Origin of the sequence: Empedobacter sp. UBA2044 (assembly GCF_002333005.1) — a bacterium.
GTDB lineage: Bacteria > Bacteroidota > Bacteroidia > Flavobacteriales > Weeksellaceae > Empedobacter > Empedobacter falsenii_B.
Map to the genome: position 1 here is coordinate 57,210 of NZ_DDBA01000022.1, position 15,344 is coordinate 72,553.

At 30.9% G+C, this 15,344-nt stretch carries 16 protein-coding genes; 12 read left to right on the forward strand and 4 right to left on the reverse strand.

Features of this window, described 5'->3' with window-relative positions; all coding sequences use genetic code 11:
* The first annotated feature begins 15 nt into the window (after window positions 1-15).
* A complete protein-coding gene (locus tag B4E59_RS03405; protein ID WP_125349774.1) occupies window positions 16-966 on the forward strand; it encodes an FKBP-type peptidyl-prolyl cis-trans isomerase in 951 nt (316 codons plus the stop codon).
* A gap of 68 nt (window positions 967-1,034) precedes the next feature.
* Here the strand turns inward: B4E59_RS03405 and B4E59_RS03410 are convergent, their stop codons facing one another.
* From B4E59_RS03410 to B4E59_RS03425, 4 genes are all read right to left on the reverse strand, one after another.
* Window positions 1,035-1,523, reverse strand: a complete 489-nt coding sequence (locus tag B4E59_RS03410; protein WP_291051273.1) for a TlpA family protein disulfide reductase — start codon at window positions 1,521-1,523, stop codon at window positions 1,035-1,037.
* A 118-nt stretch (window positions 1,524-1,641) separates the two neighbouring features.
* Window positions 1,642-3,810, reverse strand: a complete 2,169-nt coding sequence (locus tag B4E59_RS03415) for a TonB-dependent siderophore receptor (protein ID WP_291047235.1) — start codon at window positions 3,808-3,810, stop codon at window positions 1,642-1,644.
* Between the two features lie 134 nt (window positions 3,811-3,944).
* The gene (locus B4E59_RS03420) at window positions 3,945-4,487 is read right to left on the reverse strand and encodes an RsmD family RNA methyltransferase (protein ID WP_291051276.1); all 543 of its coding nucleotides are present in this window, start codon (window positions 4,485-4,487) and stop codon (window positions 3,945-3,947) included.
* Window positions 4,463-5,254, reverse strand: coding sequence for a DUF3822 family protein (locus B4E59_RS03425; RefSeq protein ID WP_180905191.1), 792 nt, complete (start codon window positions 5,252-5,254; stop codon window positions 4,463-4,465). Before B4E59_RS03425 ends, B4E59_RS03420 begins: the two co-directional genes overlap by 25 nt.
* Window positions 5,255-5,454: 200 nt before the next feature.
* Between B4E59_RS03425 and kdsB the strand changes: the two genes are divergently transcribed.
* The 11 genes from kdsB to B4E59_RS14625 form a co-directional block, all read left to right on the forward strand.
* On the forward strand, window positions 5,455-6,198 hold the full coding sequence (kdsB, locus tag B4E59_RS03430) for a 3-deoxy-manno-octulosonate cytidylyltransferase (RefSeq protein ID WP_221854531.1): 744 nt from the start codon (window positions 5,455-5,457) through the stop codon (window positions 6,196-6,198).
* A 144-nt stretch (window positions 6,199-6,342) separates the two neighbouring features.
* Window positions 6,343-6,894 carry an HNH endonuclease gene (locus B4E59_RS03435; RefSeq protein ID WP_038332702.1) on the forward strand — a complete coding sequence of 184 codons (552 nt, stop codon included), beginning with the start codon at window positions 6,343-6,345 and terminating at the stop codon, window positions 6,892-6,894.
* 79 nt (window positions 6,895-6,973) lie between these two features.
* Entirely contained in the window at window positions 6,974-7,642 is a 669-nt protein-coding gene (locus tag B4E59_RS03440) for a LolA family protein (protein ID WP_291051279.1), read from the forward strand.
* Window positions 7,643-7,750: 108 nt separating this feature from the next.
* Window positions 7,751-9,712 (forward strand): transporter-like protein, encoded by a 1,962-nt coding sequence (locus B4E59_RS03445; protein WP_280049617.1) that lies wholly within the window; start codon window positions 7,751-7,753, stop codon window positions 9,710-9,712.
* A 6-nt stretch (window positions 9,713-9,718) separates the two neighbouring features.
* A complete protein-coding gene (locus tag B4E59_RS03450) occupies window positions 9,719-10,162 on the forward strand; it encodes a deoxycytidylate deaminase (RefSeq protein WP_219034393.1) in 444 nt (147 codons plus the stop codon).
* Window positions 10,163-10,169: 7 nt separating this feature from the next.
* Complete coding sequence (locus B4E59_RS03455; protein WP_291051285.1) at window positions 10,170-11,753, forward strand: S41 family peptidase; 1,584 nt, start codon at window positions 10,170-10,172, stop codon at window positions 11,751-11,753.
* Window positions 11,754-12,641, forward strand: a complete 888-nt coding sequence (gene xerD / locus B4E59_RS03460) for a site-specific tyrosine recombinase XerD (protein WP_180905186.1) — start codon at window positions 11,754-11,756, stop codon at window positions 12,639-12,641.
* A gap of 114 nt (window positions 12,642-12,755) precedes the next feature.
* On the forward strand, window positions 12,756-13,205 hold the full coding sequence (locus B4E59_RS03465; protein ID WP_291051288.1) for an NUDIX hydrolase: 450 nt from the start codon (window positions 12,756-12,758) through the stop codon (window positions 13,203-13,205).
* 84 nt (window positions 13,206-13,289) lie between these two features.
* Window positions 13,290-13,814, forward strand: coding sequence for a DUF4136 domain-containing protein (locus tag B4E59_RS03470; protein ID WP_291047250.1), 525 nt, complete (start codon window positions 13,290-13,292; stop codon window positions 13,812-13,814).
* A gap of 321 nt (window positions 13,815-14,135) precedes the next feature.
* Window positions 14,136-14,345: a hypothetical protein gene (locus tag B4E59_RS03475; RefSeq protein WP_291051291.1), complete on the forward strand. Its 210-nt coding sequence runs from the start codon at window positions 14,136-14,138 to the stop codon at window positions 14,343-14,345.
* A gap of 300 nt (window positions 14,346-14,645) precedes the next feature.
* On the forward strand, window positions 14,646-15,344 hold a 699-nt coding region (locus tag B4E59_RS14625; protein WP_414646269.1), incomplete at its 3' end, for a CPBP family intramembrane glutamic endopeptidase.

Consider the following 15,344-nt stretch of genomic DNA (forward strand, 5'->3'; position numbering starts at 1 on the left):
AAATTTTTATAAATAATGAAAAAAGTTCTTTTAGGGATTTTTGTTGTTGCGTCGTTAGTGTCTTGTAACAAAGGAAAATCTGTAGACAAATTAGAAAGCGAAGATCAAAAAGCTTCTTATGCTTTCGGAACTGGTCTTGGTGAGCAAATCAAAGGTCTTGGAGGACGTTTAGTTGAAACTGATAGTATCAACTACGATCAATTAGAAAAAGGGATCCGCGATTACTTAAAAGCAGGTAAAGAAGGTAGAGAATCTTACGCGATTGGTCAACAAGTTGGTCAGCAAATTGAGACGGTTATTAACCAACAACAATTAGATCAAATGGACAAGGATATTATTGTTCAAGGGATTATGGATGTTGTACGTCACAAAAAATTGTTGATTACACAAGAAGCGGGAATGGGAATTTTAGATACGTATGCAAAAAATCACCAACAAAACTTGGTTAAGAAAAATGCAGACGAGTCTAAAAAATTAGTAGACGAGAAGAAAAAAACTTCTGGTGCTAAAACAACTGCTTCTGGATTAGTTTATGTTGTAGAAAAAGAAGGAACAGGTGCTAAACCAAACATTAATAGTATTGTTAAAGTAAAATATACTGGTAAAATTTTAGCTACTGGTAAAACTTTTGACAGTACAGATAAAAACCCTGAAGCTAAAGGAGGTGTAGAATTTCCTTTGAACCAAGTTATTCCAGGATGGTCAGAAGGTTTACAATTAATGTCTAAAGGATCTAAATACAAATTCTATATTCCAGCTAACTTAGGTTACGGTGAAATGGGAGCTCCTGGAGGACAAATTGGACCAAACCAAGCATTAGAGTTCGAAGTAGAATTAGTAGACTTTAAAGAAGGTCAACCAGCGCCACAAGGTCAACCAGGTGCGCAAGGAGGACAAGGTTTATCTGAAGAGCAAATTAAAGAATTACAAAAACAATTCGAAGCTCAAGCACAACAAGGTAAATAATCATCGATTAGATATAACAAAAAAATCCACTCAATTGAGTGGATTTTTTTTATGGATTAATTTTTAAATTATTTCAAATATTTAAAAATTTGATTTGCTTCTACAGAACCTTTTTTGATTGTAACAAGATTTTTATCCTTGTCGAATAAATAAAATGTAGGAATAGAAGTTGGTTGAAAAATTGGACCAAATTCGTAATTAGAATCATATAATAATTCTACATTTTTATTGTTTACAAAATTAGATGCGTGCTCTTTTAGGAAAGGGATAGCGTCTTTTGCTTCGTATTCAGAAACCAAAATAATCTGAGTGTTTTTTAAATGTTCTTCGTAATTATTGCTAAAATGATTCAAGGCTAATTGGCAGTGAATACATGTTGGCGAATATAAAACGATTAACGTTTGTTTTCCTTTTTTGATATCTTTTGAACTGAAAATTCCTTCGGATTTCATTTTTACAAAAGAAAATTCTGGAATAGATTTTAGCGTATTTTCTGTTTGTGCAAATGTAAAAATCGAACAAAAGAATATCAATAAAGCAGTAATTTTTGTTTTCATGTTTTAAGAAAAATTTTGACGAAAGTTAGTCAATTCTATCCAAAATAAAAACGACAGTTTATAAAACTGTCGTTTTCCTATTAAATAAATGCTAAAAATATGTTTAACTCTGAGAAAATTAGAATTTGAAATTTACTTGTGCAGCCATATTAAATGGATCGATTTGGTTGATGTAACCTCCACGGAAGTAAGAATTGTATCCTAACTGATCTGTAATGTTATTAAAGAATAAACGGAAGTCAAATCTTTTCATAGAATATCCAACTTGCGCATTTAATGTATAATAATCTGGCAATAAGAAAGGTTTGCTTCCTCCGTAGAAATTACCATGAGCATCACGATCTAAACTTTGTTCGTTAGATGGTCTTGAACCTACGTAGTAAACACCAGCAGAAACAGTGAAACCATTCAAGAAATTATTTTCAATAAATTTATATTGAACCCAAGCATTTGCTGTATTGTAAGGCGCATTAGATGGTCTTGAATCTTCTACATATTGAGGAGAATCGTGGTAACCAGCATCTAAGTATGCATATCCTAACATAACTTGTAAGTTTGGTAATGGACGACCAGCAACTTCAAACTCGATACCTTTACGTCTCAAATTACCAGCTTTTTCGTATAAACCAGTTGCTGTTTGATTTTCGTATGTTTCGAATGTTAAGTTATCGTTGTTCATGTTGAAGTAAACTACGTTTGCACGTAAACGGTCGTTGAACCATTGTGTTTTAACACCAACTTCTACTTGATCTGTAACAGAAGGTCCAGCTTTGCTTCCATCAGTCATAATGTTTAAAGCAGAGCGTAAACTTGTGTTTGTTGCATAAGTAATGTAAGCATTTACATTTCTCCAAGGAGAAACAACTAAACCAACAACAGGATCTACAACACCATCGTGGTTATCGATTAAATAGCTATAACGTAAACCTCCAACAAATGTGATTAAATCTTTATAAGAGAAATGATGTTGTGTCATAAATCCGTAAGAATAACCTCTTGATAGATTTGTTTTGTCTTTGTTCCAAGCTAATTTAGCTTCTTGCTCAGGAGTTAAGTTGATCGAATGGTTAATATCTTTGAAAACATCAATTTGATCAATAGTTCCGATACCATCTGCAGTTCTTGTTTCTAAACGGTTGATTGTATAATCATATCCAGCTTGCCAATTCCATTTGAAATCACCAAATCTCATATCTTTACCAATCAAGTCAATTTGTAAAGTCGAGTTTCTATCATCTCTAAAAGAACGACCTAATCCACGATTACGAATGTTATATTCTGTACTTCCTTTTGGTGAAGCTAACGTTGCTCCTAATTGGTCACTGTTGTAGAAGTTACTAAAGTAAGCAACTCTAGCACTAATATTATTTGTTAACTGTCTTGTAATACGAGCAGCGTAAGAATAGTTTTTGATTTCGGTATTATCGATATCATATCCCATAAATTTATCACCGATATCGTATAAAGCTTCAGTAAAATTATCTCCTAAATTGATAGTTCCACGATCTGGCGTTTTATCTCCTTTGTAATAATCAAACTCAGCAACAAATTCAGTTTTATCATCAATTTTCCAAGCCATAGATGGATTTACATAGAAAGAATTACTGTTAATAACATCTCTATAACTATCTCCATTGTTATATGAACCTGTTAAACGGAAAGCTAAATTTTTATCTTCTGTAACTGTTCGTTGAATATCATATGTAGAACGGAAAGTATTCCAGCTTCCATATTGAGCAGAAATATGTCCTTGGTTGATGTAACGTGGCGTTTTTGTTGTAACGTTAATTACACCTCCAGCAGAACCTAATCCATTTCCAATTCCTTGTGTAACCGCAGCAGAACCACGAATAACTTGAATAGATTCTACACCAGCCATATCAATAACAGCAGATCCTGTACGGAAATCAGAGTCCATACGAACACCATTTTTTAAGACAGGAACTCCTCTATATCCACGAATAGACATCGACTCGCGAATACCTCCATAACTTCCAAATAACGTAACACCTGGTACATTACGAGTAGCATCTGTAATTGTTTGTGCACCTTGTTCTTCAATTAACTTTTCAGAAATAATTGAAATAGATTGAACTTGATTTTGAGGATTTGCAGGAAAACGTGTAATTGTTTCTAAACCTCTTTGATTCTTGTTACGATCTCCAAAAATTTCAACTTCTTGTAGATTGCTAATTGAATCTTTTTTCTCTTTCGTTGTTTCTTGAGCAAATGCCGTAGAAAAACTAAGCAGAGTAATTGACGCAAGTAGAAGATTATTTCGTTTCATATGTTATATATATTTATTCTAAATAAAATTAATAGTGCAAATTTAATTAGACTTAGTATAAATAAAAAAAAGAAATCGACTGATAGATATCATCTATCAGTCGATTTTGTTAAATATTTTAAGAAAATGGATGTTTACTCGAAAAAAGAGAAGTGTACGTTTCCGTATTTTTTGTGTTGTACAAAGTTTGGATGCTCTTCAAAAGAAATGCTTGATGGGTGTTCTAAAACAAAATTTCCACCTTCTTCTAACCATTGATTATCGATAACCAAATTTGGGATTTTTTTGTAAGTTTCTACATCCAAATCGTAAGGAGGATCAGCAAAAATAATATCAAACTTTTTGATTGGTTGCTTGTCCAAATATTTAATGACATCACTTTTTACAGTAGAAATAATATCATCTAATTTTAATTGTTTCGCTGTTTCGTCCAAAAATTTTACACAACCGTAGAAATTATCAACCGAAGTTACTTTTTTTGCTCCACGTGAAGCAAATTCTAATGAAATACTTCCAATTCCAGAGAATAAATCTAAAACGGTAATTTCGTCGAAATACCATTCGTTGTTTAAGATATTAAATAAAGCTTCTTTCGCGAAGTCTGTTGTTGGGCGCACCGGCAAGTTGGTTGGTGCTATGATTCTTTTTCCTTTTAATGTTCCTGAAATGATTCGCATTCGAATAATTTATATAATGTAAAATATTGCCCAAGTTGTTTGTCTGCTTCGTTAAACGAAATATGACGCACATATTTTTGTAAAGTTTCGTAAAAATCTGGCGAATTTAAGATATCGCCAAAAGCATACAATGAAACGGTATTTGGACTAATATTTAATTGATTTAATGTATACAAAATGTAAAACAAAAAGTCTTCTTTCGTTTTTGTTTCAAATAGATTATAAAAAATAAATTCTCCATTGCTCAACACGCAAACTTCTAATTTTTGATGCATTAAATTGATATAAATTTCATCGTTTTTAGAATTAATCATTCCATAATCTACCAAGAATTTGCCCGAATGATACAAACGCGCATTTTGCAAATTCGGTAATGAAAGCAAAATATCTTTTAGTGGATAATGAATATTGTAGATAATTGATGCATCTACATTTTCCAAAGGACAATCGATCGCTAATTTTACAGGACTATAGTTAGAAAGTGATAACAATTCCTCAAAAGGTTTGTGCGCAAAGTGATTTGGAACAACATTTACAGTTGTCGACAAAAAACAAATATGCACATAATCATATTCTTGTAGCAAAGTCAAATTAGAACGCAATTCATGTTCAATCTCAATTTCCGTTTTGTTAAGATTTGTAAAATCTACCGAATAGTCATACACATCCGAGTACGAAGTCGTTTCTCCGTCGGTTGTTTTGGTAATATAACTAAGCATATCGTGAGATAGTAAAATCGCTAACGAATGTTGAGTTGTTTTTGACATAAATTTTTCTTTATCCTTGAATTTTTAACTCGTTGATTAAGATATATATTAATCCTAATGAAATCAAAAATAACAAAATTTTGAAAGCAATCTTCATACAGAAAATTTATTTTAGCAAAGATACTATAATTATTTTGTTGATTAAAGAAGCATTTCAGCCGAATCTATTTTAAATTTACAGAAATTTGAAATTAAAAATTGTGAAAAAAATAGCCGTAATTCCAGCTCGTTATGCAGCAACACGTTTTCCAGGTAAATTGATGCAACAATTGGGCGATAAAACTGTGATAAGAATGACGTACGAAAATGTTGTCGCTACTAATTTGTTTGACGATGTTTTTGTGGTGACAGATTCTGATTTAATTTTTGATGAAATTGTTTCGCACAACGGAAAAGCAATCATGAGTATCAAAGATCACGAAACAGGAAGTGATAGAATTGCTGAAGCTATACAAGATATAGAATGTGATATTATCTTGAATGTGCAAGGCGATGAACCATTTGTGAACGAAAAAGCTTTGGCAGATATTTTATCCTCTTTTGATGGAGAATTGGGAAAAACTGTAGATGTGGTGACTTTAAAAGAATCCATTACAAAGGAAGAAGATATTAACAATCCTAATTTTGTAAAAGTGGTCACTGATATTAACGATTTTGCATTTTATTTTTCGCGTTCAGCAATTCCATTTGCACGTGAAACTAATTTTACACCAAATTATTTTCGTCATTTAGGGATTTATGCGTTTAGAAAAGAAGCTTTGTTGAAGTTTTCAACACTTGAAATGCGTCAAAATGAGCGTGCAGAAAAATTAGAACAATTACGTTATTTGGAATATGGAATGAAGATTAAAGTGATTGAAACCGAATCGATAGGAGTAGGAATTGATACACCAGAAGATTTAGAGCGTGCAAAAAAGTACTTATCCACTATTGTTAAAAAATAATCTTTAAACTTTTTATGATTTATATTTGCCCTAAAATCAGCTATACTTGACGTGGAAATGAAATAATTAAGTTAATTAATACTTAAAAAATTATTTCGGTATGAATGTTGTTGTAAAATGGAGTAAATAAGTAAAATAGTGATTATGAGTGATTCATGGAAAGAATACGAAGCAGAAGGATTAATTGAAAAAAGATCCTTTTTAGTTTCAAAAGATGGTCTTGTAAAAAAATTATACACAGGACAAGATAAATACAAAATCTTAGAAGGAGCGATTAACAATGGTTATCGTGCGATTTGGGTAACAAAAGCAGACGGAAAACGTACAGCTAAATATGTACATAAAATGGTTGCCGAAACTTTTTTACCAAATAAAGACAATAAAGAATATGTAGTGCATTTGGATCATAACAAATTAAACAACGCAATGGATAATTTGAAATGGGCAACATTGGACGAATGGAAAGAGCACAACAAGGATTTATTTAGAATGATGAAAGGACGTTCTCGTTTAGACAGTATTCCAAATAGTAAGTTGACAGAAGCACAAGTTATTCGTCTGAAAAAGAAATTAATTGATCCAAATAGAAAAACAAAAATTTCTACACTAGCAAAACAATTTAATATTTCTCAAGGTCAGGTTTACCGTATTTTAAGAGGTGAAAATTGGGCTCATATAGAAGTTAAAAAAGACTAAAAGACAATATTTCTTTACAGAACTTTAAATTAGTTTTTATATCTTGTTCGACAGATTGTTAAAAATTAAAAAAGTTCTTATGTCGAAATTGACGTTTAGCGCGCTTATGATTTCATTATTTTCTGTGACTACATTTGCACAAAATGCAGAGAAAATAATCGAAACTCATATTCAAAAAACAGGAGGAGAAGCAGCTTGGAATAATTTGAACAGTATTATCCTAAAAGGAGAAGCCATTATAAATGTTGGAGATTCTTATCCAATGATTGTTTATCATCAACGCCCTTACAACAAAAAAGTAGTGTTTGTGATGAATGGAAAAGAAATCTTGAACGAAGGATATGATGGTAGAATGGGATGGACATACAGTGAAGTTGCTAAGAAAAATGTAGCTGTAAAAGATTATAAACCAGACTCTTTTGATTCGGATATTTTGAAATATAAACAAAAAGGATTTAAAGTAAAATACTTAGGTGCAGATAAATACGATCAAAATAATAGCTGTTACAAAATAGAATTAACAAAAAATACAAATTCTACAATATACTGTTTTGATAAAAATTCGTACGAAATTGTAATGGAAAAAAATAAAGACGAAACACTTTATTACTCTAATTTCAAGACGTATAACGGATTATCTTTCGCCACAAAAGTGGTAGGAAAACCAGTTGATGGAGGAGAATATGTGATAAAATTTAATGACATAAAAATCAACCCAGCAATAGATAAGAAAAATTTTAAATTCTAAATATATAAAAAGTGGTTCATCAAGAATCACTTTTTTATTTCTTTTGATTTATACTGCTTAGGTAGTATAAGTTTTTTACTTTTGTACTCTGAATGAAGAAATTAAAATATGGCTTTAGACTCTATATTTGATCAAAATAAAAAATACGAGAAGAGCTTTTTTCTAAGATTATTAGAGAAAGCAAGAAAAGATTATCCAGATTCAATTTCTTTTATAGATGATCTAATTTCTAAACTTCAAAATAACCCTACATATCGATTAATTTTTCGCGAAGAACTTCAAAATACATTCGGGAAAATCAATTTCGTTAGCTATTTAGTAGATAGTGGAATTCATCTGGAAGATAATTTATTATCCATTTTTCGAAAGAAAATAATGGATTCTCTTTTACCAGATATTGAAGATAATAATGAATTAACTTCTGTGGTAAATGAGATTTTTTATAATTCGAAAAACTTATCAGCAATCCGAATTATTCCAAGAGATCGTTGGCGAAAATTTTTCGAAGTATTGTATCAAGATATCGAACCAGATAATTTTAAAGGAAACGTTAATAATATTCAAAATCAGCTTTTACAAGCAATTTCTATTTTGACGGTTCGTATTACTGGAGGATTTTCGGACAAAGAAATGATGCGTTACAGTAACGAGGTTAATTATCTTGATAATCCATTCTCTAAACTTTCGATGCAGATTAGTAACATTATCGAAAATCCACAAGCTGGCTTTGATATGTTAGAAATCAAAGAAAGTATTTCGAAATGTAAACATTTGTTAAATGATATTTTAACACAAAAAGATTACAAAGGAATTTCATTGAAAGTTGCATCAAAAATCAATCGTTTGCAACAACAATTAGTTCGTTTGCAAACAATTTTAAATAGTTATAATGAACTAAGATTACACGGAATAATTTCTTTCTATAGTCTTGCAACAAAGAAATGGGTTGAATTTTATGCACCAAAGAATTTTATGAGTAATCAGTTAGGTTCTACGGTTTATTTAATCACTTTCTTAGTTACTTATCATAATGGTAAGACAGGAGAAAAATATATTACGCAGACAGCCAAAGAGTATAACAAGATGTTTTGGACAGCTTGTGGAGGTGGTTTTATTGTTTCTTTTTTGTGTTTTATCAAAACCGGAATTGGAAATATACATGATACATCGCCATTGTTTAAAGCATTTTTCTTTAGTATTAATTACGCTGTTGGTTTCTGTACGATTTATTTGACACATATGACGCTTGCTACAAAACAGCCTTCTATGACAGCAGCTCGTTTAGCTCGTTCGCTTGTGCCGACTTCTGGTTCTGAACTGAATGTGAAAGATTTTACAACTTTATTTGCGCAATTAGTAAGAAGCCAAATGATTGCTTTTTTAGGAAATGTTGTTGCAGGTTTTGTGGTTTCATTAGGAATATTTTATTTACTCAACGAAATCTTAGGATTAGAAGTTTTAAAATATTCTAAAGCGTATCATTATTGGGAAGAAGTAGTGATAATGGATTGGCATATTTTTTACTTCGGAGCAATTGCTGGAGTCTTCTTATTCCTTTCAGGATTAATTTCTGGAATTACAATTAATAATCAACGTTTTCATAATATTCCAGAACGTATTTATAATCATCCAATTCTGAAGAAATCATTTTCAGAACGTAGAAGAAGAAGAATTTCGAATTGGTTTGAGAAAAATATGGGAGGAGTTGTCGGTAATGTTGCATTCGGTTTTATGATGGGATGTGCCTTTTTGATTGGCGATTTTACAGGTCAACCTTTCGATATTCGACACATTACTTTCGTTTCAGGAAACTTCGCGATTGGTATTGGAGGAATGGGCTATCATTTTGATATTGGACCAATGATTATAGGTTTTATTGCAATTTTCATGGTTGGTTGGAGCAACTTCTTAGTTAGTTTTATCTTATCATTATTAATGGCAATGCGATCTAATAATATTCCTTTTTATAAGATTTTTACGATGATTTCACATACATTAAAAGCATTTTTCCGAAACCCATTACCATTTTTTATTCCGCCTTTATGGACAAAAAACAAAGAAGAAGCTTAGTTAGAAATGGAAACAAACTTTGAAAAACAATTACGTTACGATAAAGCTTATCTTAAAATGGCTTTTGAATGGGCGAATCTATCCTATTGTGAACGCAAAAAAGTTGGTGCAATTATTGTTAAAAATCGAATGATTATTTCTGATGGTTACAATGGTACGCCAAGTGGTTTTGAGAACAAATGCGAGGACGAAGCAGGGAATACAAAATGGCATGTTTTGCACGCCGAAGCAAATGCAATTCTAAAATGTGCAACGTCTACACAATCTGCAGAAGGAGCGACATTGTATATTACACTTTCGCCTTGTACAGATTGTAGCAAACTTATTTTGCAAGCAGGTATAAAGCGCATCGTTTACATTCAACAATACAAAGATCTTTCTGGGTTAGAGTTTTTAGAAAAATCAGGAATTACAATTCGACAAATTACGGAAGAAGAATTATACAGTTAACATTTCAATGAGAAGTTTTTTCAAGGTTATTAATATCGTATTAGTTGTGATGATTATTTTCTTAATCGGTTTTATGGTTGGGAAAAAATACGACTTTGCGTTCGATGAAAACAAGGATATTGTAGGTTTGCAATATTCGGATAACGAACAAAAAATTCGTCGATTAGTTTCTTTGATTGACAATGAATATGTGAACGATGTTAATTCGGATAGTTTGGTTGATGATGCGATTCATTATATGGTTGCCAAGCTAGATCCACATAGTACATATATCGACAAAGCTTCTGTACAAAAGGCAGAAGAACAATTGAAAGGTGAATTTGTTGGAATTGGTATTCAATTTCGTACAATGAATGACACCATTGTTGTTGAACGTACATTACCTGGAACGAAAAATTATGGTAAACTAGAGTTTGGAGATCAATTAGTTGCTGTAGATAATCAATCTTTGGTTGCAAAAGATAATAAAACAATAGAAGGTTTATTGAAAGGTAAGAAAGGATCGGAAGTTAAACTATCTGTTATTCGCGATCGAAAACCAGTTTCTGTTACGCTAAATCGAACTATTGTTCCAATTCCTACGGTTACTGGAAAACATATGTTAACGAAAGATATTGGTTATCTTAAATTGACTCGTTTTTCTGAAAATTCTGCAAATGAAGTTCACGAAGGTTTACAAAATTTATTGGATCAAGGCATGAAAACTTTGGTGTTCGATTTACGCGGAAATCCTGGAGGAATCATGCATATTGCAGAAGAAATTGCAGATGAATTTTTGACGAAAAACGAATTGATAGTTTACACACAAGACAAACAAAAACGTAAAAAATATATTTACGCTACAAATAGAGGTCTTTTCGAGCAAGGGAAAATTTATGTTTTAATGGACGAAAATTCTGCTTCCTCGAGTGAGATTGTTGCGGGAGCTTTGCAAGATTACGGACGTGGAATTATCGTTGGTCGTCGTTCGTTTGGTAAAGGTTTGGTGCAACGCGAAATTAGTTTAGGAGATGGTACTAAGGTACGTTTGACTGTTGCAAACTATTACACACCTTCTGGACGATCTATTCAAAAACCTTTTGATAAAAAAACGGCAAAATACAGCGACGATTTATACAAACGTTTAAAATCGGGTGAATTATATAGTAAAGACTCAATTAAAATCAATAAAGATTTAGAGTTTACAGCGCCTTCAGGTAAAAAAGTGTACGGTGGTGGTGGAATTATTCCTGATGAGTTTGTTGCATTAGATACAAATTCGGTTTCGAACTGGTTGTATTATAATCAAGATGCAAATTATTTTAATGACTTTTTATTCAAGAAAATTTATTCAATTCACGATTTTTTCATGTTTCATAACGAAGCAATTTATCTAAAATATTTTAGTGCTGGGATGTATAGAAATGAGTTTTTAGGTGTTTTAGGAATTCCTTCAAATGAGTTTAACCCTGTCTTTTCAACAACTGTTGATAACTACATGAAAGCCACAATTGCTGGAACTTTATATGGTTCTCGTGCATTTTATCAAGTTTGGATGCCCGAAGATGAAATGATAAAGCGTATTTTTGAACTTGAAAAAATAACGAAGTAAATGCTGTGGAAAGATGCTTTGTATGACTATCAAATGTATCTGAAATTAGAAAAAAGAGTTTCTGCCAATACAATTGAAGGTTATCTACGCGATATTCAAAAATTAATTAATTATTCTGATAAACAACCTTTAGATTATTCACAAGATGATTTAAGGGATTTTGTACACGATTTTGCATCGAGTGAATATAGCGTGCGTTCGCAAGCGCGTGTTATTTCTGGCTTGAAAAGCTTTTTTGGGTACTTACAACTCGAAGATTTTAGAGAAGATAATCCAACTTCTTTGCTCGAAACTCCAAAAATTGGGATGAAACTTCCTGATGTACTTTCTGAAAAAGAAATTGATAAAATGATTGAAGTAATTGATTTATCAAAACCAGAAGGACAGCGCAATCGTGCGATTATAGAAGTGCTTTATGGTTGTGGTTTGCGTGTTTCGGAATTGATAAATCTCAAAATTTCTGATCTCTTTTTTGATGATGGTTTTATTCGTGTCATTGGGAAAGGAAACAAACAAAGACTTGTTCCGATTAGCGATTATACGATAAAATATATTAACTTGTACAAAGAAAGTATTCGTATTCATCTTCCTATACAAGCTGGTTTCGAAGATTTTTTGTTCTTAAATAGAAGAGGTAAAAACCTGACACGTGTGATGATTTTTACAATCGTGAAAGAATTATCGATAATTGCTGGAGTTAAAAAAACAATTAGTCCGCATACATTTCGTCATTCTTTTGCGACTCATTTATTGAAAAATGGAGCAGATCTTCGTGCAATTCAGTTAATGTTGGGACACGAAAGTATTACGACGACTGAAATTTATACGCATGTTGATCAAGAATTTATTCGAGATGCGATTATCAAATTTCACCCGAGAAATAAATAGTTTAATCATCCTGAATCTGTTTCAGATTTTACATTAAATAGAAAAGAAATGATAAAATCATTCAAGTTTTGTCCCAATTGTGGACATACGATCGATCACTTTGACTTTAGAAAAATGACATGCAACAATTGCGATTTGGTCTATTATCAAAACGTAGCTGCTGCGGTGGCGGTTATTCTTAAAAAAGATGACAAAATCTTGTTTACTGTTCGTAATAAAGAACCAAAAAAGGGAATGTTAGATTTAGCTGGTGGATTTACAGATCCAGATGAGTCGGCAGAAAGAACGTGTCAACGAGAGATTGAAGAAGAATTAGGAATTAAAATTCCTTTAGAGAATTTCAAGTATTTTCTTTCGCAACCCAATACATACGAGTACAAAGAAGTTCCGTATAAAACGTGTGATTTAGCATTTATTGCTGATTTTCCTGACGAAGAAATTGTTCTTGAAAAAGATGAAATTGCAGCTATAAAATGGATTGCTATCAACGAAATTAATTTAGACGACATTGGTTTTGATTCATTAAGAAAAGTGGTAGAAATTTATATTAATTCTTTGAAATAGTTCACATGATGTTGAAATAAGTTCAACCGGGCGTGATTTGTCAACCTGAACTCGTTTCAGGTTCTCATCATTAAAATATTATCAATGAAAAAAATACTTTTATTAAGTGCTATTTTCCTAACAATGGTTTCGTGTAGCACGCAGAATGTAGCGGTAGATTATGACCGAGATTTTGATTTTGAAACAAATAGAACGTATTCTTTTACGCAAACAGGAAATTTAGGATTGAATGATTTAGATTCTGCTAGATTATATTCTTCGATTGAAAAAGGAATGTTATACAGAGGTTTTCAGAAGTCGAATGATGGAAATTTAACGTTAGACGTGAAGCCAGAAGAATATGTTTCAAAACAACAAAATTCTAATGTTGGAATTGGAATGGGAACGGGTGGCTATGGTTTTGGAGGTGGAGTTTCGGTTGGAATTCCGATTATGTCTCAAAAATTAAATCAAAATTATACGATTTCGATGAAGGATGAAGGAAGATTGGTTTGGGAAGGAACCTTGAAAATTCAAATGCCATTGAAAGCTTCGCCAGAAGCTCGTGCAGCAAATATTCAGAAAGGTGTAACGAAATTGTTGCAAAAATTTCCACCTAAAAAGAAATAACAAAAACCTTGAGATTTTTCTCAAGGTTTTTTGTTTAAAATTTTGACTGATTTGAATATCCGATTCCAACGGTAAAATGCGGTCTCCAGCGTGTTTTTCTAACTGAAATAATTTATTCAAAACGGCACTTTCAGTAAACCAACGTTTTAACCTAAAAAATATTGGTAGATAATACTAATTATGTTAAGTAATGTTTTTTAATGACTAAAGTCACTTTTTTATTTTTATAAATTACGGTTTTCCATAATTATATTTATTATTTCATTTTTAAAATTGTATATCCAAAGTGGATAAATAAAAAACAATTTATAATTATTACGTATGAAAAAATTACAATTTTACGCTCTTTCATTATTATTAAGCGGATGCTTTATTACTACATCATGCCAAGATGATGATACTACGCAAGATAATTCTGAAGCAAAAATCGAAATGCAAAAGAATATGCAACAATTTCTAACTAGTGTAGAAATAGCTCCAAAGGGAAGAATTGCCATTAATGACCTCCAGTCTCTAGAATTTTTTCTTTAAACATTTATGATAGCAGTTACATTCCTCTTTCCTCATACTCTTTAGATGGAGAGGTTTTTGTTGATGACGGAAGTCAATTTGACGAATTTGCCTTGATTTTGTTTTGATAAGATCTTGACGATCTGAACTTCTGTAAAATTGCTTTGTTTCATAATTATCCCTAAGTTAATAAACTATATTTTTAAACGTTCCGTTTTTTAGGGAAGATTACAGTACCTCTTTGTTTGGAGATTCTTGTAATACAAAGATAGGCTGTGTATGGCTTAAAAATTGTAAAATTGAATTTGAGATAGGTTGGTAATGCTTAATAAAAATATTCTTTTAATACTATTTGTTATTCTTTTGAATTTATTTTTCAGATTAATACAAATAGTATTTTTTAATGATTTAAGTTTTATATCCGATTCTATATACACTTCAATTTATAAAATCTTTCTCATTTATGTAATATTTCGATTTTCTGATAATATTTCGATTTTTAAAAATAGAATATCTTTTTATATTTTTATTACAGTAATTTTGATAAATAGTTTAATTTCATATTACTATTTAATTTACTATGGGGTTTTAAATCTGTTTTTACATTTTTTAAGATGCTTTAATGTTGCATTATTTGAAGAATTAATCTTTAGAGTTTTAGTTTTTTATAATTTTATTTTTTATTTTAAAAATAAAAAATATGAAAATTTTTATATTTTTAAGTCTATTATTTATACTTCACTTTGTTTTTCTTTAATACATATTGTAAATTTTCTATTCGGTAGATATGATATTTTATCTACCATTATACAAATAGAAATAGCTTTATTATTTGGTGTATTTTTACAATATATTTTTTTAAAATACAAAAGTATTATTCTAATATCTTTAATACATTGTTTTTTTAATTATTATGGTTCTATTAATAGAATTTTTCATTCTAATAATACTAAAATAGAACCTGTAGTATTAGATTATTATTCATTTAAAAATAATCAAATTGTAATCTTCCCTAAAAAA

Coding starts and splice junctions, on each gene's coding strand:
- B4E59_RS03405 (WP_125349774.1), top strand. CDS start 16: ATGAAAAAAGTTCTTTTAGGGATTTTTGTTGTTGCGTCGTTAGTGTCT.
- B4E59_RS03410 (WP_291051273.1), bottom strand. CDS start 1,523: ATGAAAACAAAAATTACTGCTTTATTGATATTCTTTTGTTCGATTTTT.
- B4E59_RS03415 (WP_291047235.1), bottom strand. CDS start 3,810: ATGAAACGAAATAATCTTCTACTTGCGTCAATTACTCTGCTTAGTTTT.
- B4E59_RS03420 (WP_291051276.1), bottom strand. CDS start 4,487: ATGCGAATCATTTCAGGAACATTAAAAGGAAAAAGAATCATAGCACCA.
- B4E59_RS03425 (WP_180905191.1), bottom strand. CDS start 5,254: ATGTCAAAAACAACTCAACATTCGTTAGCGATTTTACTATCTCACGAT.
- B4E59_RS03435 (WP_038332702.1), top strand. CDS start 6,343: ATGAGTGATTCATGGAAAGAATACGAAGCAGAAGGATTAATTGAAAAA.
- B4E59_RS03440 (WP_291051279.1), top strand. CDS start 6,974: ATGTCGAAATTGACGTTTAGCGCGCTTATGATTTCATTATTTTCTGTG.
- B4E59_RS03445 (WP_280049617.1), top strand. CDS start 7,751: ATGGCTTTAGACTCTATATTTGATCAAAATAAAAAATACGAGAAGAGC.
- B4E59_RS03450 (WP_219034393.1), top strand. CDS start 9,719: ATGGAAACAAACTTTGAAAAACAATTACGTTACGATAAAGCTTATCTT.
- B4E59_RS03455 (WP_291051285.1), top strand. CDS start 10,170: ATGAGAAGTTTTTTCAAGGTTATTAATATCGTATTAGTTGTGATGATT.
- xerD (WP_180905186.1), top strand. CDS start 11,754: ATGCTGTGGAAAGATGCTTTGTATGACTATCAAATGTATCTGAAATTA.
- B4E59_RS03465 (WP_291051288.1), top strand. CDS start 12,756: ATGACATGCAACAATTGCGATTTGGTCTATTATCAAAACGTAGCTGCT.
- B4E59_RS03470 (WP_291047250.1), top strand. CDS start 13,290: ATGAAAAAAATACTTTTATTAAGTGCTATTTTCCTAACAATGGTTTCG.
- B4E59_RS03475 (WP_291051291.1), top strand. CDS start 14,136: ATGAAAAAATTACAATTTTACGCTCTTTCATTATTATTAAGCGGATGC.